Source organism: Ochrobactrum sp. PL_is483, from assembly GCF_055816855.1.
On sequence record NZ_JBVPGS010000034.1, the window covers coordinates 211,316 to 230,312 of the forward strand.

Genomic DNA, 18,997 nt, shown 5'->3' on the forward strand with positions numbered 1-18,997 from the left:
ATGTCTGCCGAAAGCGGAAACCGGTTTCGGGCAAGGACATGCGTAAAACAAACAGAGAGGCGCGACGGTTATGAAGATCGCTGTCATCGGTACGGGATATGTCGGATTGGTCAGTGGCACATGCTTCGCGGCATGGGGACACGAGGTCGTCTGTGTCGACAAGGATGCCCGGAAGATCGCCCGGCTGGAGCGCGGCATCGTGCCGATCTATGAGCCGGGGCTGGATGAATTGGTGGAACGCAACTTCGCCTTTGGCCGTCTCCGGTTCACCACCAATCTGGCGGAAGCGGTCAGGGGCGCGGCGCTGGTCTTCATCGCTGTCGGAACGCCGGCCCGTGCTGGTCACGGCGATGCGGACCTGTCTTTCGTCTATATGGCCGCCCGCGAACTTGCGCCTCTGATCGACGACAACAGCGTCGTCGTGGTCAAGTCCACTGTTCCGGTCGGCACCGGCGATGCCGTGCAGAAGATCATAGGCTCGGTTCGCAGGCCCGGCACATTCTCCGTCGCCTCCAATCCGGAATTTCTGCGCGAGGGTGTCGCCATCCGCGATTTTCTCGAACCGGACCGTGTTGTCATCGGCGTGGAGGATGAGCGGGCGCGTTCCGTGCTTGTGGCCCTTTACGCGCCGCCGCTCGAAGCCGGAAAGACGCCGATCGTGATCACGCAGCGCCGGACGGCCGAACTCATCAAATATGCGGCCAATGCCTTTCTGGCCACCAAGATCACCTTCATCAACGAACTGGCGGATTTGTGCGAGGAAGTTGGCAGCGATGTCACCGAACTGGCGCTCGGCATGGGGCTGGACAAGCGTATAGGCACCAGTTTTCTCAATGCGGGGCCGGGCTATGGCGGCTCCTGCTTCCCGAAGGATACGATTGCGCTGCTGCGCACCGCCCAGGACCACGGGGTGGCCTTGCGGCTGGTCGAGGAAACCGTGACGGTCAATGAAGCGCGCAAGCGCCGCATGGCGCTCAAGGTGCTGGATGCGCTTGGCGGCAGCGTCGAAGGCCGGACGGTTGCCATCCTCGGCCTGACATTCAAACCCGACACGGACGACATGCGGGACGCGCCGTCCATTCCGCTTATCGAGACCTTGCAGCGCTTCGGCGCCAGCATTCGCGCCTATGATCCGGCGGGATTGGAGAATGCCCGCCGCCTGCTCGGCGACGTCGAGTTCCATGACGATCCCTATGAATGCCTCAGCGCCGCTGACGCTGCCGTGGTCGTGACCGAATGGGACAGCATTCGCAAGCTCGATCTTGCCCGGGTGAAGCAGACCATGCGGGACCCCGTGATCGTTGACCTGCGCAATGTCTTTTCACCGGCGATTGCCGGGAGCCTGGGCTTCCGGATTTCGACAATCGGCCATCCTGTTCAACAGCGGCAGGAAACAAGAGCAACAAACGTTCTGCCGCAGGCGCGCATCCGTCAATCGCAAGACCCTTTGGCGGGTGCGCGCAACCTGAAGGTCGTGGGAGGTTCAAATGAAACATTCGAAGTTTGAGGCGAAGTTTGAGGGTCGGCGGACCCCATCGTTGCGGTGCGGGCGCGTGCTGCCATTGCTCGCGGTGCTTGCCGGGCTGAGTGCGCCAGCCGGTGCGGCGCCAACCGCAAGGGATGCCTTGCCGGACGGCGCCCGCCCGATGACGCCTGCCGAGCTTTACATGCTCTATCATGACAAGAGCTGGCAGTGGGCCGATGGCGCTGGCCGGATGGAAAGCCGGAACCGCCGGTTCACCGCTCGCGTCGACGGCGAGAAGGGCAAGGCATGGGCCGAAGGACGCTGGCGGATCACATGGTCGGGCCAGATGTGCTTCGATGCGAAATGGCATCTGGCTCAGGGCATTTTCCCCAACAAGACCTGTTTCTCGCACCGTATCGCGGATGGGACGATCTATCAGAAACGAGAGCCGAACGGCGTCTGGTATGTCTTCCGCCATGCGGGCGGAAACAAGGACGACGAGGCGCGCAAGCTCATCTCCATCGAAACGATAACACCGGCCACGGAAGCGCTCAATCTGGCGCTGCCGGTCGCCCAATCGCCAACGCAATAAAGGAGGCGGCGATGAAAACCTCATATAAAATAGCAACAGCCATTCTTGGCGTCGTGCTGCTTTCAACAGCCGTCTACGCCGCCAGCGGTGTTTCGGGCGCCAATGTCGACACCCGCAACATGTTCCACGACAAGCGCCCGGTCATCACTCCGCAATCCATCACGTTCGGAGCCTATGACCCGCACGGAGATTTCACCAACGATCCCAATTCCCGCATCGAGCATTTGTTCCTGCCGTGGGAAGATGTGGACCTGACCAGCCTTTCGGCGGCGGATGCCTATGCGCAGGAACGGGGCCGCGAACTGCTGATCACCGTGGAACCATGGTCATGGGCGCGCGACTGGCGTGTTGCGCCGGACGACCTCTTGAGCGGCATCGTGCGTGGCCGCTACGATTCCAACATGGCCGCCGTCTGCTCGGCTGCGTCGAAGCTGAAGAGCCCGGTCACGATCCGCTGGGCGCAGGAAATGGACGACAAGACAGGCCAGTTCACCTGGTCCTATTGGTCGGCGGAGGGCTATATCCGCGCCTACCAGCACGTGGTCAGCGTCTGCCGCAAATCCCTGCCGCATGCCAAATATATGTGGTCGCCGAAGGGAGATGAGGGGCTGCAAGCCTATTATCCGGGCGATGGCTATGTCGACGTGATCGGCCTGTCGGTGTTCGGCTACGAGCCCTACGATATGCTGGAACTGGGCCGCGCATCCACTTTCGTCGAACGCGCCAAACCGGGCTATGACCGGGTGGTCGGGTTCGGGAAGCCGATTGTCATCGCGGAACTCGGCTATGAGGGAAGCGACGCCTATGTCCGCGCCTGGGCGCAGGAAACCAACAAGCCGCAAGCCGAATTTCCAGCACTGACCGCAACCGTCTACTTCAATGACCGCGAAGTCTATCCGTGGCCACGTGGTGTCGGGCGGCCCGACTGGCGGGTTGCAAACCATCCGCTCGATTGATCCGCAAGGCGGATCAATTTGCGCTCCAACATCTGAACAGGATTACGACAATGTTTTCGATCCGTTTGAGAACCGTCAGTGCGGCGCTGGCCGTGCTTCTTCTGGCAGGTGCCGCCGATGCCGCGCCGAAGCAGAAAGCCGATGATCCGGTCGCCGCCAAGGCTGCTGCTGCGGCGCCGTTATCAGCCAGGGCACTTGAGGCGCTTTATTCCGGCAGGACGTGGAAATGGAAGGATGGCGGCGGCTATTTCTCTGCCGACAGACATCGTTTCATCGCCTGGTCGCAGAAGGGCAGGGCGTGGTCTTACGGGCAGGGGCGCTGGTACGCTACTGACAGCGGCAAGCTTTGCCTGCAAGCCTATTGGGTCAACAAGATGAGCGGCGGCGGTGACACGACCTGCTTCCTCCATCGCGAGAAAGAAGGCGTCATCTACCAGAAGCGCTCGCTGGGCGGCACGTGGTACGTCTTCCGCAACAATCCGCCGCGCCCGTCCGACGAGGCCGCCAAGCTCCTGCGTGGCGACCGCGTAAGCAAGGGACTGGCGCGCATGAAAGCCGAAGCGAGTTGATCGCGAGGCGAACATGCCGGCTCGCCGATCTGTATGGCGTTTCGGCGAGCCGGTGTGACTGGCGCGTACTTCACCCTAGAGCGCGTTTCGATTTGATTGGATCAGATCGGCGCTCTAAAGCTTTCTATTTTGAGCATGATCTTATCGATCCTCGTTTCACTCCGGTCGGATTATGCTCTAGTTGCGGTTGAAGCAGCGGGATTTCTGCCCAAAGCCGCTTGGCGTGCACACGAGGGACGTGCCGCTTGCATATTGCGAGGCGGAAACCTTCATGACCTTTGCCGATCCCGGCTTGTTGTAGCGAACTTGACCGTTTGTCTCGACCTTGGCGCGATAAACGGAAATCGTTTCGCTTTTCTGCTTGCGGGCATCCTTGGCTTCGGCGCCTGCCGTCAGGCACAATGAAGCAGAAAGTCCAACCACTATAGCGGCAGCCCATTTCAAGCTTTCGCGGCGCACAGTAAATGCAAATACATTGTTCATGCGATTGCCTCCGGTTGTTATTACCGTGCTTTCTATCGGATGCGTTTTAATATTCTGGCCGGATTTTCCTGAAAATTTTCATCAAATGGGATGCAATTATCTTCCTTCACAAGCCGATTCCGGCCAACTCCAGGCGAAGCCGGAAAGCAGGTCTTCGCTGTGCATGAGGATACCGGCTGCCGCTCCCAACGGATAGCTGGCAGATAATGTTCCGGCTTATTTTGATTTTATACGTGCAAATGCTAATATCACGGCAAGGACTTGGGATGAGGTGTGCTTTCCCTGGCCCCCGGTTTGGTTTTGGGAGTTGCCGTGACATCCCCGAGCGACAAGGCCACGAATGATCTGAAGCCGGAATTTGTGGAGCGCCGCCAGTCAGCGCGTGTGCCGCTTGCGAGGCTTGGAGAAGAAGCCCGAAGCACCAATATTCTGGCCCCGCTGGTCTTCACGACCGAACAAATGGACCCCTCCGCGCAGTTTTCCTCATGGCAGCAGCACGTGGCTCCGCTCTATGATGTGCGGTTGCCGGACGGGATGGATGCCCGGCAGGGATTTGCGGTTCACCAGAAAGTCTGGGATCTGCATGGCATGCTGCTTGTTGAACAGACAGCGCCCGCGTTCAGCTATGAACGCACGGCGGAAAAAGTCCGTTTCAGCCCGATCGATCACTGGCAGATCAGCTTTATGCGCAGTGGCCGCTCATGGACCTCGGTGGATGGCCGTGTGGCGGAAAACGAACCCGGCATGATCAATATCCGTTCGTTCGGCTTTCCGTTTCGTGGCCGTGCGCTGGCAGCGGAAGCGGTGCTGCTGATCATTCCGGTCGACCAGTTCGCGGGGCTCGGCGGCATGCCGGAGGCGTGCAACAACGCGACGCTCGGCGGCTATCGTGCCAAGCTTTTGATCGATTTCGTATCGACCATTCAGGCGGGGCTGGACCGTATAACAGCCGAAGACCTGCCCGAATTGCGCGCTGCACTGCGCCAGCTTATATTCGACTCGATCGTTCCTCTGGTGAAGGAAAGTGACGCGAACGGGCCCAACGCCTCTCTGTCGCTGATGACCAGAGCCAGACGGTTTATCCAGAAAAACCTTATGTCCCGCGATCTCACGCCCGATGCGCTCAGCCGGGAACTTGCGATTTCCCGCACGCATCTCTACCAGCTTTTCGAGGGCTCGGGCGGGGTGCTCAACTATATCCGCCAGAAGCGGCTGTTCGCAGCGCATGAACTGCTGGCCGATGCATCGGAAAACCGCAAAGTGTCGGATATTGCGCAATTGCTGGGGTTCGAGACCGCCGCCAATTTTACACGGGCCTTCACGCAACATTTCGGCTACAGCCCGACCAATGTCCGCAAGGCCCTGCCGCGAAACGACGGCATTGGTGAGGGGCAGCCCGATGCGAACCGCTCCGTTACATTCGCCAGCCTGTTACGGACATTGGCCATGTTCGATACATGATGCGCAGCAGCCGAGGCGAATACTGACTATTTCTTATACTTGCTTTTGGAAAAGATTTTGCAGACGCTGTGCCCTGACTCCCATCGGGGAGGACACAAGGGAGGAAAGACATGCAGCATTACAGACTGAAATCGCTTTCCCTTGCCACGGCCATTGCCGTTGCAGGTCATCTGCCGTCGGCCTATGCGGCATCGCCAGCCCCGGCGGAAGGCCAGAACGGGATGGTGGTAACGGCACAGCATCTGGCGTCGCAGGTTGGTGTCGATGTGCTGAAAAACGGCGGCAATGCCGTCGATGCGGCGGTCGCGGTCGGCTACGCGCTGGCGGTCGTTTATCCGACAGCGGGCAATCTTGGTGGGGGCGGTTTCATGACGATCCGCTTCAAGGACGGCAAGAGCACCTTTCTTGATTTTCGCGAGCGCGCGCCGCTGGCGGCTACCAAGACGATGTATCTGGACAAGGACGGCAAGCCCGTCAAAGACGCCAGCACTGAAACCTATCTCGCCATCGGCGTGCCGGGAACGGTGGCTGGCCTCGAGGAAGCACGCGAAAAATACGGCACCCGCAAGCGTGAGGAACTGATCGACCCCGCGCTGAAGCTCGCCAAGGACGGCTTTACGCTGGAGCTGGGCGATATTCTTTCCTTCGCCGACGGCAATGAAAGACTGGCGAAGGACCCGGCAGCTGCAAAAATCTTCCTGAAGGACGGAAAGCCGCTCGGTCTGGGGGAGAAGCTTGTCCAGCCTGATCTTGCAAAGTCGCTCTCGGCCATTTCGGAAAAGGGTCCGGCAGCCTTCTATAAGGGCGACATCGCCGATCTGATCGTCAAATCGAGCAAGGAAAATGGCGGCATTCTCGCCAAGGCCGATTTCGAGCAATACAAGGTCCGCGAACTGGAGCCGGTCAAATGCAGCTATCGCGGCTATGATATCGTTTCATCGCCGCCGCCTTCCTCGGGCGGGCTCATCATCTGCGAAATCCTCAATGTGCTTGAGGGCTACCCGATTTCCTATCTCGGCTACGGCTCGGCAGAAACCACGCGTTTGATGGTGGAAGCGATGCGCCATGCCTATGTGGACCGCAACACGGCGCTGGGCGACCCGGATTTTGTCGATAATCCGGTCAAAAAGCTCACCAGCAAGGACTATGCCGCAGAAATCCGTAGCCGCATCGATCCTTATCGCGCCGGTGTCAGCGAGGCGCTGAAGCCTGCCGAATTCAAGGAATCCAACGAAACCACGCATTATTCCATCGTCGACAAAGACGGCAATGCGGTTGCAGTGACCTATACGCTGAACGGCTCGTTCGGCACGGCCAAGGTGGCCGAAGGCACCGGCATTCTGCTCAACAACGAGATGGATGATTTCACCATCAAGCCGGGCGTGCCCAATCTCTACGGCCTCATACAGGGTGAAGCCAATGCCATCGAGCCGCGCAAGTCGCCGCTGTCCTCGATGAGCCCGACCATCGTATCGAAGGACGGCAAGCCGTTCATGGTCATCGGCAGCCCCGGCGGTTCGCGCATCATCACGATCACGCTGGAGGCGATCATGAATGTCATCGACCATGGCATGGATATTCAGGAGGCGATTGACGCTCCGCGCATCCATCACCAGTGGCTGCCTGATCGGGTCTATATGGAAGCAAACGCGCTCTCGCCCGATACGATCCGGCTCCTGACCGGTATGGGCTACACGGTCGGCGAGGACCATAACTGGCCGGTCTGGGGCGAGGCGGCAGGCATTCTTGTCGGCGGCAAGAACATGGCGGCAATCGAAAAGGGCGGCGACAACCGCTATTACGGCGCTATCGACAGCCGCGCCGTCGCCGGTGCCGCCATCGGCTATTAGAGCGTGGACCGCTCCGGCGCCTGATCGCTCGAACGAGGAGACGAGATATTTCACGTCTCCTCAGGATTTGAGGCTGTGCGGGATCAGCTTTTGCCGTTGATCCGCGCAGTCTTCAAAATCTCAATGACCATTTCGGATGCCTTGTTGAGCGAACCGACCGGCAGGAACTCGTAAATCGAGTGGAAGTTGTGCGCGCCGCAGAACAGGTTGGGGCAGGGCAGTCCTTTTTCGGATAGCACCGCGCCGTCATAACCGCCGCGCATCGGCAGCGGCGTCGGCTCTACGCCTATTGCCTTCATCGCCTCAAGGGCAAGCGCGACCGGATAACGGTTTTCGCCTTGCAGGCTCTCGGCTGCGTTGCGGTAGACGGCCTTGTAGTCCACGTGAACCGTGCCCTCGCCATGGAGCTGGTTGAAACTCGCGGCCAGGTTTTCAATGAACATGCGGCGCGTCTCGTATCCGTCCTTCGTGAAATCGCGGATATCGATGACAAGGGTTGTCTCGGCCACGGTTCCCTGAATGCCCTTCGCCCAGTAATAGCCTTCGGTGCCTTCCGTATATTCGGGACGCTCGCCGCCCGGCATCATTGCAATGAACTGCTGGGCATAGAGAATGGCATTGCGCAGCTTGCCCTTGGCCGACATCGGATGGGCAGGCTGGCCCTTGAAGGTGAGGCGGAACTCACCGGCATTCCAGTTTTCATACACGATCTCGCCGACCGCACAGCAGTCGAGCGTATAGGCGAAATCGGCATTGAGGGACGCCACGTCGAGCGCCTTGGCGCCGAGCAATCCGATTTCCTCATCGGGAACGAAAACGACCTTGACCGTGCCGTGTTCGATTTCGGGATGGCTGGTCAGGACCTGCATGGCATGCATGATTTCGGCAATGGCGGACTTGTTATCGGCCCCGAGCAGGCTGGTGCCGTCGGTCACGATGATCCGGTCGCCGACATAGCGTTCCAGCTCGGGAAACTCGGCAAGCCGCATGGTGGCGCCGGTCGCCTCGTTGAGCACGATATCGCCGCCCTTGTAATCGACCACATGAGCGCGGGTATCGGTCGTGTATTCGCTGGACGTATCGAGATGGGCGACCCATGCAATTGTCGGAAACTGGTGGTCGGCATTGGAGGCATTGGCAGGCAGCGTGCCGACGACGATTGAATGGTCGCGCTCCTCAACCTCCATGCCCATGGCGCGCATTTCGCCGGCGAGCAGCTTTGCGAGATCGGTTTGCCCGGCGCTCGACGGGAGTTCGCCCGCATTGGGCACAGCGGTCGTGTTGATGCGGGTATAGGCTAGAAAGCGGTCTACGATATCCATATTTTTCTCGATCATTGGTCAGAATCGACCCGGATTACATACAGGCAAAAAAGAATAGCGGGCGTTTCCGCCCGCCAACCATAATTCACCGCCAGTTATTCCTCGATGTCGACATCTTCAAACAGATAGCCGCCAAAAGGATCGATGCGGAAGTCTTTGACCTTCTTGCTGACCGGCTGTTCAACGATCTGATGGGCGATTGTCAGCCAGGGAGCCTGTTCCTTGAAGACGACCTGCGCCTGCTCATAGAGCTTGGTGCGCTCGGCCTGGTCGGTCGTCAGCTTGGCTGCCTGAATGAGCTTCTCGAAATCCTCATTGCACCAGTTAGCGCGGTTCGCGCTGCCGATGGCCTTGCAGCTCAAAAGTGCGGCGAGGAAGTTGTCGGGATCGGCAATGCCGCCGGTCCAGCCAAGCATGACGGCGCCATCACGGTCCTTTTCCAGCGAGCGCTTGAGATATTCGCCCCAGTCATAGGTTACGATTTCCGCTGTTACGCCCACCTTGGCGAAGTCGGCCTGCATGAGTTCGGCAGCGCGGCGCGCATTGGGCATGTAAGGCCGCTGCACGGGCATCGCCCAGATCTTCATCTTCAGGTCCTTGACGCCCGCCTCATCGAGCAGCTTGCGCGACTGTTCGGGATCGTAGGCATCGTCCTTGACGTTCTTGTTGTAGCCCCAGACGCTTGGCGGCAGCGGATTGACCGAAGGGACAGCCGAGCCCAGATAGACCGCATCGATGATCGCGGCCTTGTTGACCGCCATGTTCAGCGCCTTGCGCACGCGCACATCGTCAAACGGCTTTTGCTGGGTGTTGTAGGCGAGGAAGGACAGGTTCAGGCCTTCCTTGTGCAGCATTTCAACAGCCGGGTCTTTCTTCATCTCCGCAATGTCGGCGGGGTTCGGCGCGGCGATGACGTGGCACTCGCCCGACTTCAGCTTCTGATAGCGCACTGCCGCATCCGGCGTGATTGCAAAGATGAGATTGTCGATCTTCTGTTTGCCCGCCCAGTAATCGGGATTGGCCTGATAGCGGATGGCGCTATCCTTCTGATAAGCGACAAACTGATAGGGGCCGGTTCCGACAGGCTGCTGGCTGAACTCGGTGATGCGGCCTTCCGCGACAAGCTTGTCGGCATATTCCTTGGACTGAATGACGGCGAATGTCAGCGACAGCGTCGAGATGAACGTCGCTTCTGGATGCGCCAGCACAAACTTGACGGTGTGGTCGTCGATCTTTTCGATCTTCTCGATCAGCGAAGGGAAGGAATAGGCCCCGAATTGCGGCCATGCGCCCTGATTGTAATAAGGGTTTTCCTTGTTCCCCTGACGGTCGAAGGTGAAGATCACATCGTCCGCATTGAATTCACGCGTCGGGGTGAAAAAGCTCGTGGTGTGGAACTTCACGCCCTTGCGCAGATGAAACGTGTATTCCTTGCCATCGGCGGAAACGTCCCAGCTTTCCGCAAGGCCGGGTTCCAGCTCGGTCGAGCCGCGCTTGATCTTGATAAGCCCGTTGGACACATTGCGCGCCGACGCATCGTAGACGGCGCCGGATGTCGTTTGCGCAGCATCGAACATTTCGGGAGATGCCTCGGAGCAATAGATCAATGTCTTGGCGAAGACCTGTCCAACTGCCGTGCTGTTGAGCGCAGCCGCGACCAGCGCGGCTGAAAATAGTTTTCCGTATGTGTTCATGAGGCTGCATTCCCTTGCTGACGACGCGACCCACCTTCGGTGGTGTGTTGTTCAGGATCGACTTTTCCAGATGATTCTAAACAGCGGTGCAATTTTTATATGAGCGCGCAAAGGTGTATGAAGCAAGCTGGTCTTTGGAGTTCCAGCCGATAATTCGCAATTGCCGGGCCCGCTTCCGGCGAGAGAACCGCATTTGCAGGCCGTGGGAAAGTTCAATAACCTCCCCAACCGGATCGAATGACGAATGTCGGTGGGTGCAATATTCTGTCTGAACGAAGGCTGATACCGGAATGCAATCTATGAACGTCAACAGCCGCCGGGGAAATATCCGATCTGGCCTGCTCCCGTTTTTCATATGGTTGCTGTTCAATTGTCTGGCGATTGGCAGCCTTGCCGCCTACCAGCGCACCGCACTGTTGTCGGAGCTTCAGGCTGCGAGCTTCACGCTGCATCGCGAGGCCTCGCAGCGCGCAGGCCAGCACGATGCCCATCTGACCGCACTTTCCACGATTGCCCAGTCCAAGGCGCGAATGTCCGATGTTTCACAGGACGATGTCTTCTTCGAAGTGGCGACGACGATCACCCGTTTCTATCCGCGCATCGACGAAATTCAACTCGTCCCGATGGACCCGACCCTGCCCGTGACCGGCACCAGGGCGCTGGAACCGGAGCTTGCTGACACCATACGGGCGGCTGTCCGTTCCTATCGCGGCCTTCCGGAACTGCTGGCGCCATCCGCGCGGCCCGGCCACTACATGATGGTAAAACGCAGCCCCAATACGGACAATCCGCATGACGGCCTCGCCCTGTCGATCGATGCGGGAAGCCTCATCAGCTCCGACGATGCATTCTGGAGCGGTAAGGGTGTGGCGCGACGCATCCTCCTGCCCGACGGCACGGTTCTCTTCAGTCATCCGGCTTCCTTTGACGCTGTCGATTTCTCCAAGAAGCTCGGCAGTGCCTCGCAGCCGCTGCTTTTCCAGACTGCCCTTGCCATGAGCTGGGGCGACCTGCTGCCGTTCGACCAGCTTATTCCGCTCCTCATCCTCACCAATCTGCTGTTCTTCGGCGGATTAATCATCATTCGCCAGACGCAACGCACCCGCCATGCCGAACGCCGGGCGGAATTGAGCCGCTTTGAGGCGCGTCTGGCCCATGCGTCACGCGTCAACACGATGGGCGAAATGGCAAGTGGCATGGCGCATGAACTGACCCAACCCCTGACCGCCCTTCTTGCCGGTGCGCAGGCCGGGCGCCGTCTGTTGAGCCGCAACAATATGGCTGCCCTCGCCGGTGCGCTGGACGATATGGTCGAGCAGGCGCGGCGGGCATCTGCCATTCTGGACCGGCTGCGCAACTGGTCCCGTCCGCAACGCGGGCAGACCGTGCATGCTGACCTGCGCGTTTCGCTTCAAAATGTGAAGGCGCTGCTTGCTTCCGAAGCGGCCCGGCAAGATGTCGGAATCGAACTTGTCCTGCCCGACACACCTGTGGTGGCAGCAGTTGACCCGGTTGAAATGGAGCAGGTTATGTTCAATCTTCTCCGCAATGCGATTGAATCCTTCCATGCGGATGATCGGGACCGGCGCGTCAATGCATCCCTGAAGACCGAGCGGTCGATGGCAATTCTGGAAATTGCGGATAATGGTCCAGGCGTCGCGCCCGAGCTGTTGCCGCGCCTCTTTACTCCGTTTACCACAAGCCGCCCGGAAGGGACCGGCCTTGGTCTGGCGCTCAGCCAACGGCTGGTCGAACGTTTTGGCGGCGAGATTTCCTATATCCAACAGGAGCGCGGCGCGCTGTTTCGTGTTGTGCTGCCAATCGCCGAAGATAAGGGAAGCTAAGGGAATGGCCCAGCCGGTCTATCTTGTCGATGACGATGAAGCGGTGCGCAAGTCGCTCAGCCTGCTGTTGTCCACGATTGACATTGAGGTCAGGAGTTTTTCCGACCCAACCGCCTTTCTGGCGCAATTGCCGCGACTGCAGCCGGGATGCCTGATCTTCGATATTCGCATGCCGGTGATGACGGGCCTGAAATTGCAGGAGCGTCTGGCCGGGCAGGGCATTGACTGGCCGGTCATCATCATTTCCGGCCATGGCGACATCGAGGCCTGTCGCCGGGCCTTTCGAAATGGCGCGGTGGACTATCTTTCCAAGCCGGTCGACGAGCAGGACCTGATCGACGCCATCCAGAAGGCGCAGCAACTGCTTGAACACCGGCTTGGCAGCAAGGCGCTGCGAGCGGAAACGCTGGCGTTGCTGGCTACATTGACGGCGCGCGAGCGCGAAGTGCTTGGCCGTATCGCGCAAGGTTTCACAACCCGGCAGATTGCCGATGGTCTTGAACTGTCGCCACGCACGATCGACAGCCATCGTGCGGCCATCGGGGCGAAACTCGGCACGACCTCGCAGGCGGAAATGACGCGCTTGTGGCTGGAAGGACAGGCCAATCCGTAGAACTACCGAGAAGTTTGTAAGAGTTACGGATTCCGCCGCTCGCTAACCAAAACTAGATGTTCCTCGTCACAACTGAGGAACGACCATGATCCGTAAACTTGCAATTGTCGCCCTGTCGATGGCTCCGGCTACCGCTTTCGCCCAGACTCTCCCCACCACGCCTTATCTGCCGCTCGATCTGGCAACCAAGGCCGCACAGGCTGCGCTGGATGCCTGCGTCGCCAAGGGCAGCAATGTGAGCGTCGCAGTCGTTGCACGCGACGGGGCGACCAAGGTTCTGCTCAAGGCCGACCTGTCCGGCCCGCATACCGGCAACAGCGCCGAAGGAAAGGCGTTTACATCAGCGGCTCTCGGCCGCGATTCCGGCGAACTTGCGGAATTCATCGCTTCGAAGCCAGCCAATAACGGCATGCGCGACATGGATTCTCGCTTCGTTATCCAGGCGGGCGGCCTGCCGATCAAGATCGGCGATGCGCTGGTTGGCGGTATCGGCGTCGGCGGAGCGCCGTCCGGTGCGATCGACGCGGAATGCGCTCTCGCGGGCGTGCAGGCCATCACGGCAAAGTAAGAAAAACGGTCGGGACTGGCCTTGCCCGGTCCCGACCGTTTCGCGTTTTTGGGAGGCATGCTCCAGTGGCCGGCTCAGGCGAGCCAGAACAGAAGGCAGGCCATTCCAAAACCAAGGAGCCCGATAAGGGTTTCCAGAACCGTCCATGTTTTCAGCGTCGTCTTCACGTCCATGTTGAAGAAGCGTCCGACCAGCCAGAAGCCGGAATCGTTGACGTGGGACAGCATGACCGACCCCGCCGCGAGGGCGATCACTACCGCTGCGGTCTCAAGCCCGTGATATCCGGCGGCCTGAACGGCAGGCTGAACAAGCCCGGCAGCGGTTATCAGCGCTACCGTTGCCGACCCCTGCGCCACGCGCAAAATCGTTGCAATCAGGAAGCCCGCGACGATGACAGGCAGTCCGGTATCTGCAAAGGCATTTGACAGGGCATCGCCAATGCCGGACGCGCGCAGGACGCCGCCGAACATTCCGCCTGCGCCCGTGATCAGGATGATGGAACACACCGGACCGAGCGCTGAATCGAGAATGCGTTCCACGCTGGCTGCATCCCTGCCACGCCGCGGCCCGAGCACATAGGACGCCACCAGCACGGCCACCAGAAGCGCAACCGGAGTCGATCCGAACATTCGCGCCAGCTGATACCAGTTCGCATCGGCGCTGACCCAGCCTTGCGCGCGGGCAAAATCGAGGCCCGTATTGATGAAAATCAGAACCAGCGGCAGCAGAAGAAGCAGTATAACCAGGCTGGGGCTCGGAGGGTTTACAGCCTCTTTTACACTCGCCGCCTCGAAATTGTCAGGGACAGGAAGATTGATCCGCTTGCCGATCCACGCACCGAACAGGTGCCCGGCGATAAACCAGACGGGGATGACGACCACGATGCCGACAAGAATGAGAAGCCCCACATCCGCACCCAGCAGCTCGGATGCTGCAACAGGCCCCGGATGCGGGGGCACGAAAACATGCATCACCGAAAAGGCGGCAGCGACTGGAATGCCATAGAGAAGCAGGCTTCCCTTGAGACGCCGCCCGACGGTGAAGACCACCGGGAGCATCACGACCAGCCCGGCATCGAAAAAGATGGGAAAGCCGAAGATGAGCGACGCGATGCCAAGCGCCATGGGCGCGCGGTCTTCGCCGAACCGCCGGATGAGATCGTCGGCAAGCGCCTGCGCGCCGCCCGATATTTCAAGCAGCCGGCCAAGCATTGCGCCAAGCCCCACCAGAAGCGCCACCCCGCCAAGGGTAGAACCGAAGGCAGATGTGATCGTCGTGAGGATATTGCCTGCCGGGATGCCGGTCGCGAGTGCTGTCAGAAGGCTGACGATCACAAGCGCGACGAAGGCATGAACACGAAACCGGATGATGAGCAAAAGCAATAAAAGGACAGCGCCAACCGCTATCGAGATGAGCGCACCTGCACCCAACGTCTGCTGGAATTCCTGCATGCTTCATTCCTTATATGGGAGGAGCCCGTTTGATCCATTGCGCCCAAAAAGGTGTTTCACACTTTTTGGGATGCATGTTAGGCAAATTACCTATCATCGTCGTCCGGAAAAGCAAATTACACGAAATAGTGCTTTAAACACAAAAAAACGCCCCCTTTGCAGGGGGCGTTGACCAGAGACCGGATGAATTTATCAGGCTGGCTTGATTGTGTTCAGCAGATTGCCGATCGAGCCTTCGACCGAAGGGCGAATATCGTTGCGCCACAAGGCAAAAGCGACATTGGCTTCGATAAAGCCGGCCTTGGAGCCGCAGTCGAATGTCAGGCCCTGATAATTGAAGCCGAAGAATTTCTGCGCGTCGGCAAGCTTGAGCATGGCATCGGTCAGCTGGATTTCATTGCCAGCGCCTTTTTCCTGCTTGCTCAGAAGCTCGAAGATTTCCGGTTGCAGGATATAGCGGCCATTGATGTAAAGATTGGAAGGAGCCGTGCCTTTGGCGGGCTTTTCGACCATCTGGGTGATCTCGAATCCGCTGCCGATGGTCTCGCCCTTGCCGACGATGCCGTATTTATGCGCCTCGTCCGGATCGCATTCCTGCACGGCGATGACATTGCCGCCGGTCTTTTCGTAAAGCTCGACCATTTCCTTCAGGCAGCCCTTCTTGGACTGCATGACCATATCCGGCAACAGAAGAGCAAACGGCTCGTCGCCGACAAGCTCGCGCGCGCACCAGACCGCATGGCCAAGACCAAGCGGCACCTGTTGGCGGGTGAAGCTGGTCGTGCCCGGCTGTGGCTGGATATCCTGAAGATGCTCCAGTTCCGCCGTCTTGCCGCGCTCGGCGAGCGTGGAATAAAGCTCTACCTGCGCATCGAAATAGTCTTCGATGACTGCCTTGTTGCGTCCGGTGACGAAAATCAGATGTTCGATACCAGCTTCGCGCGCCTCATCGACCACATATTGAATGACGGGCTTGTCCACGACCGTCAGCATTTCCTTTGGGATCGATTTGGTGGCGGGCAGGAAACGGGTGCCAAGACCTGCGACAGGGAACACGGCCTTGCGAATTTTTCGGATCGAACTCATTCCTCTCCTCGATTTCACTATTTCAGATTTGCTATCAAAGCATTGAAACGACTGAATTTCAAATAAGGCCTTTTCATTAAAGAACGACGAAATTGCGAGGTGCGTCCCATCACATTCAATGCCCGGTCTTAATGTTGCTTGATTCAAAAATTTTTCGAAACTTCCGACAAATTTCAATCGAGACCAGCGATGGTAAACCAATTGCTAACCGACAGGTTCTAATTTGAACGTTCAACGGTTTGGTCTGGAATTTTCTGCTGGCTCAAATTCAACACAGGATGGTATTAATTGATGAATGCAATCCGGAGCGAGCAGAATCCAGGTCGAAGGAAAACGCGCCGGTATCGGCTAAATTTGATTGCAGAAGGGAAACACAGAATGCTGCGATTTCCATTCACGGTGAGCCCGTCAATGAAGCTGAAAGCTGCAACGGTTGCGATAGCTGCGCTCGCCTCAACGCTTACAACCGGTTCCGCACTGGCTGATGCGCAATTTCGCCAATGGGTCGCCAGCTTCCGTCCTGTCGCCATAAAGGCGGGTGTTTCGCCGTCCACGTTCGACCGCGCATTTCGCGGCGTGGATGCGCCGGACCCGGTGGTGCTGCAGAAGGCCCGCTATCAGCCTGAATTTACCGAGCCCGTCTGGAACTACATCGATAACCGGGTGAACGAGCAGTCCGTCGCAGTCGGCCAGAGCATGGCGCGCAAATGGGGGCCATGGCTCCAGCGCATCGAGCAGCGTTTCTCGGTCGACCGCAATATCCTGCTCGCCATCTGGTCGATGGAAAGCAATTACGGTGAAATCCTCAAGCGTGATGACGTCATGCGCGATGCCGTGCGTTCGTTGGCCACGCTTGCCTATGCGGACCAGCGCCGCGCCAAATATGGCCGCACCCAGCTGATTGCCGCAATGAAGATTCTCCAGACCGGCGATATCGACCGCGGCCATCTTTCCGGTTCCTGGGCCGGTGCGCTCGGTCACACGCAATTCATCCCGACCAGCTATCAGGCATACGCTGTCGACGTGGATGGCAATGGCAAGCGCGATATATGGAACTCGGTTCCCGACGCGCTTGGCACGGCAGCGAACCTCCTGCACCGCAATGGCTGGCAGCCAGGCCGTACATGGGGCTATGAAGTGGCGCTTCCGGCGGGGCGCAAATTCCCGTCCGGCTCGCTCACCGTCGCTGAATGGCAGAAAATTGGCGTCGTTCGTGCCAACGGACGCGCGTTTCCCGATCCAAACGAGACGGCAACGCTGAAAGTGCCGGATGGGCGTCAGGGCCCGGCCTTCCTGATGACCAAGAACTTCTTCGTGCTGAAGCGCTACAACAATGCCGACAAATATGCCCTGGCCGTCGGTCTGCTGGCGGACCGCATTGGCGGCTATCAGGGTCTGCGGCAGGACTGGAATCGCCCGTTCACCCCGATTTCGATGAACGAACGGCTGGAGTTGCAGACGCATCTGAAGGCACTCGGCTATTATGACGGCAATATCGATGGCAAGATCGGCTCCACTTCGCGTGCGGCCATCGAAGCCTTCCAGCAGCGCAACGGACTTCAGCCGGACGGACATCCAAGCAAGGAAGTTCTGTCGGTCTTGCGCCGTCGCTAAACTATCGGGCAGAACGAATGGGGCGCGCTTCTGATCAAGTGCGCCCCATTTTGTTTTTGCGGATTGCCAAGCTAGGGCGGTTCCTATTTTTACTGAATCACCGGAACCGCTCTAACTATTTGTTTAGTCGCATTTTCCAACGCAAAACCGTTTCACACTTGTGCTGGAAATGCTCTAATATACCGGCCATGAAGGCAGGACGGATGCGTGAAAATCGGATTATGGGTAGTCGGCTGGTGAAAGTTGCTGGCATCATGCTGGCGGTGGCAGCGTTGCTGTTTTCAGGCGTCGCCACGGCCTTCGCACAGGAACGTCCGCGCACGCTTTTCGATCTCCTGTTCGGCTCGCGGGAGGCGCAACCCCAGCGCCAATATGAGCGGCCCGCCCCGCAACGCGCACGGCCAAAACCGAAACGGGCCAAGCCGGTCTCGCCCGCGTCACGTCCGGCGCCGCCGCCAACGGCAAGCCCTGCGGTCGAAATCATCGAGAAAAAGCCGGATGCGAAAAAGATTCTCGTCGTCGGTGATTTCATCGGCGACGGCCTGGCCGAAGGGCTCGGTGTTGCTTTCGCGTCGGACCCTGATCTCAAGGTCGTTTCCAGGATTAACGGTTCATCGGGCTTTGTGCGCAACGACCATTTTGACTGGCCCGACAATATCGGCAAGATACTCGACGAGGAAAAACCGGCTGCTGTCGTGGTGATGATCGGCTCCAACGACAGGCAGGCGATCACCGAAAAAGGCGCAAGCCTGCCGCCCCGATCGCCGGAGTGGAAGGAAGAATATCAAAAGCGCGTCGCCGCCTTCATCAAGGCGATTAACGACAAACAATTTCCTCTCGTGTGGATCGGGCAGCCGCCGTTTCGCCCGAAAGGCATGTCGCAGGATATGCTGGCACTCAATGAAATCTATCGCACGGCCACCGAAAAGGCGGGCGGAAAATTTGCCGACGTCTGGGATGGTTTTGTCGATGAAGACGGCAATTTCACCCAGACCGGCTTCGACATCAACGGCCAGACTGCGCGTCTGCGCGGCAATGACGGCATCAACATAACTTCGGCAGGCAAGCGCAAACTGGCCTTTTATGCGGAAAAGCCGCTTCGCGCCTATCTTGGCGGCGCGAAGGAAGAGGGTCAGCCGCTGCCTGCGGCAGGCGCGCCTGATCCGTCAAAACCGGTTGATCGCGTGGCTCCGGTCAGTATTCGCGATATCGACAAGGATGATAGCGGCGTTCTCCTGGGCGGTAATCTCGCAGTGCGTCCGCAAGCCGCACATCCATCCCGGACAGAAGGCAAACCATCGCCCGGACGTGCGGACGATTTTTCCTGGCCGCAGAAGAGCGCAAATCCCTAATTTTTTGGCCGCATCGGCACGATTGAACTATCCCTTGACTGATAGTGCGAAGATTTTCGCTGCCCATATAATTCTAA

Annotated in this window: 16 protein-coding genes; 11 read left to right on the forward strand and 5 right to left on the reverse strand. The window is 58.8% G+C overall.

All coding sequences use genetic code 11. The features are described from left to right. Nucleotides 1-70: 70 nt before the first annotated feature. Genes AC0TNJ_RS11230 through AC0TNJ_RS11245 form a run of 4 tightly spaced genes read left to right on the forward strand, consistent with a single transcriptional unit; the run spans nucleotide 71 to nucleotide 3,582 of the window. The gene (locus AC0TNJ_RS11230) at nucleotides 71-1,507 is read left to right on the forward strand and encodes a UDP-glucose dehydrogenase family protein (protein WP_473771167.1); all 1,437 of its coding nucleotides are present in this window, start codon (nucleotides 71-73) and stop codon (nucleotides 1,505-1,507) included. Continuing rightward, nucleotides 1,488-2,057 carry a DUF995 domain-containing protein gene (locus tag AC0TNJ_RS11235; RefSeq protein WP_473771168.1) on the forward strand — a complete coding sequence of 190 codons (570 nt, stop codon included), beginning with the start codon at nucleotides 1,488-1,490 and terminating at the stop codon, nucleotides 2,055-2,057. The genes AC0TNJ_RS11230 and AC0TNJ_RS11235 overlap by 20 nt, the downstream gene beginning before the upstream one ends. An 11-nt stretch (nucleotides 2,058-2,068) precedes the next feature. Beyond that, complete coding sequence (locus AC0TNJ_RS11240) at nucleotides 2,069-3,013, forward strand: glycoside hydrolase family 26 protein (protein ID WP_122000916.1); 945 nt, start codon at nucleotides 2,069-2,071, stop codon at nucleotides 3,011-3,013. Nucleotides 3,014-3,063: 50 nt separating this feature from the next. Then, the gene (locus tag AC0TNJ_RS11245) at nucleotides 3,064-3,582 is read left to right on the forward strand and encodes a DUF995 domain-containing protein (protein WP_473771169.1); all 519 of its coding nucleotides are present in this window, start codon (nucleotides 3,064-3,066) and stop codon (nucleotides 3,580-3,582) included. A gap of 177 nt (nucleotides 3,583-3,759) precedes the next feature. Here AC0TNJ_RS11245 and AC0TNJ_RS11250 read toward each other — a convergent pair whose 3' ends face one another. Further along, nucleotides 3,760-4,065, reverse strand: coding sequence for a hypothetical protein (locus AC0TNJ_RS11250; protein WP_122000917.1), 306 nt, complete (start codon nucleotides 4,063-4,065; stop codon nucleotides 3,760-3,762). Nucleotides 4,066-4,377: 312 nt separating this feature from the next. Here AC0TNJ_RS11250 and AC0TNJ_RS11255 point away from each other — a divergent pair, with 312 nt between their 5' ends. Continuing rightward, nucleotides 4,378-5,526 carry a helix-turn-helix domain-containing protein gene (locus tag AC0TNJ_RS11255; protein WP_473771170.1) on the forward strand — a complete coding sequence of 383 codons (1,149 nt, stop codon included), beginning with the start codon at nucleotides 4,378-4,380 and terminating at the stop codon, nucleotides 5,524-5,526. Nucleotides 5,527-5,636: 110 nt separating this feature from the next. Next, nucleotides 5,637-7,376 (forward strand): gamma-glutamyltransferase, encoded by a 1,740-nt coding sequence (gene ggt / locus AC0TNJ_RS11260; RefSeq protein WP_473771171.1) that lies wholly within the window; start codon nucleotides 5,637-5,639, stop codon nucleotides 7,374-7,376. Nucleotides 7,377-7,459: 83 nt separating this feature from the next. On the opposite strand, the gene pepT is transcribed toward ggt, so the two are convergent. Then, the gene (gene pepT, locus AC0TNJ_RS11265; protein WP_473771172.1) at nucleotides 7,460-8,698 is read right to left on the reverse strand and encodes a peptidase T; all 1,239 of its coding nucleotides are present in this window, start codon (nucleotides 8,696-8,698) and stop codon (nucleotides 7,460-7,462) included. Nucleotides 8,699-8,793: 95 nt separating this feature from the next. Next, nucleotides 8,794-10,392: an ABC transporter substrate-binding protein gene (locus AC0TNJ_RS11270; RefSeq protein ID WP_122000921.1), complete on the reverse strand. Its 1,599-nt coding sequence runs from the start codon at nucleotides 10,390-10,392 to the stop codon at nucleotides 8,794-8,796. Between the two features lie 299 nt (nucleotides 10,393-10,691). Here AC0TNJ_RS11270 and AC0TNJ_RS11275 point away from each other — a divergent pair, with 299 nt between their 5' ends. From AC0TNJ_RS11275 to AC0TNJ_RS11285, 3 genes are all read left to right on the forward strand, one after another. Then, a complete protein-coding gene (locus tag AC0TNJ_RS11275) occupies nucleotides 10,692-12,236 on the forward strand; it encodes a sensor histidine kinase (RefSeq protein ID WP_473771173.1) in 1,545 nt (514 codons plus the stop codon). A 4-nt stretch (nucleotides 12,237-12,240) separates the two neighbouring features. After that, entirely contained in the window at nucleotides 12,241-12,849 is a 609-nt protein-coding gene (locus AC0TNJ_RS11280) for a response regulator transcription factor (RefSeq protein WP_122000923.1), read from the forward strand. A gap of 85 nt (nucleotides 12,850-12,934) precedes the next feature. Further along, complete coding sequence (locus AC0TNJ_RS11285) at nucleotides 12,935-13,417, forward strand: GlcG/HbpS family heme-binding protein (RefSeq protein WP_122000924.1); 483 nt, start codon at nucleotides 12,935-12,937, stop codon at nucleotides 13,415-13,417. Nucleotides 13,418-13,491: 74 nt separating this feature from the next. On the opposite strand, the gene AC0TNJ_RS11290 is transcribed toward AC0TNJ_RS11285, so the two are convergent. Both AC0TNJ_RS11290 and galU read right to left on the reverse strand, forming a co-directional pair. After that, nucleotides 13,492-14,868 (reverse strand): GntP family permease, encoded by a 1,377-nt coding sequence (locus tag AC0TNJ_RS11290; protein WP_473771174.1) that lies wholly within the window; start codon nucleotides 14,866-14,868, stop codon nucleotides 13,492-13,494. A gap of 192 nt (nucleotides 14,869-15,060) precedes the next feature. After that, on the reverse strand, nucleotides 15,061-15,954 hold the full coding sequence (gene galU, locus AC0TNJ_RS11295) for a UTP--glucose-1-phosphate uridylyltransferase GalU (RefSeq protein ID WP_473767819.1): 894 nt from the start codon (nucleotides 15,952-15,954) through the stop codon (nucleotides 15,061-15,063). A gap of 378 nt (nucleotides 15,955-16,332) precedes the next feature. On the opposite strand from galU, the gene AC0TNJ_RS11300 reads away from it, so the two are divergent. Next, nucleotides 16,333-17,568 carry a lytic murein transglycosylase gene (locus tag AC0TNJ_RS11300; RefSeq protein ID WP_122000926.1) on the forward strand — a complete coding sequence of 412 codons (1,236 nt, stop codon included), beginning with the start codon at nucleotides 16,333-16,335 and terminating at the stop codon, nucleotides 17,566-17,568. Between the two features lie 221 nt (nucleotides 17,569-17,789). After that, on the forward strand, nucleotides 17,790-18,920 hold the full coding sequence (locus tag AC0TNJ_RS11305; RefSeq protein ID WP_473771175.1) for an SGNH/GDSL hydrolase family protein: 1,131 nt from the start codon (nucleotides 17,790-17,792) through the stop codon (nucleotides 18,918-18,920). Nucleotides 18,921-18,997: the final 77 nt, after the last annotated feature.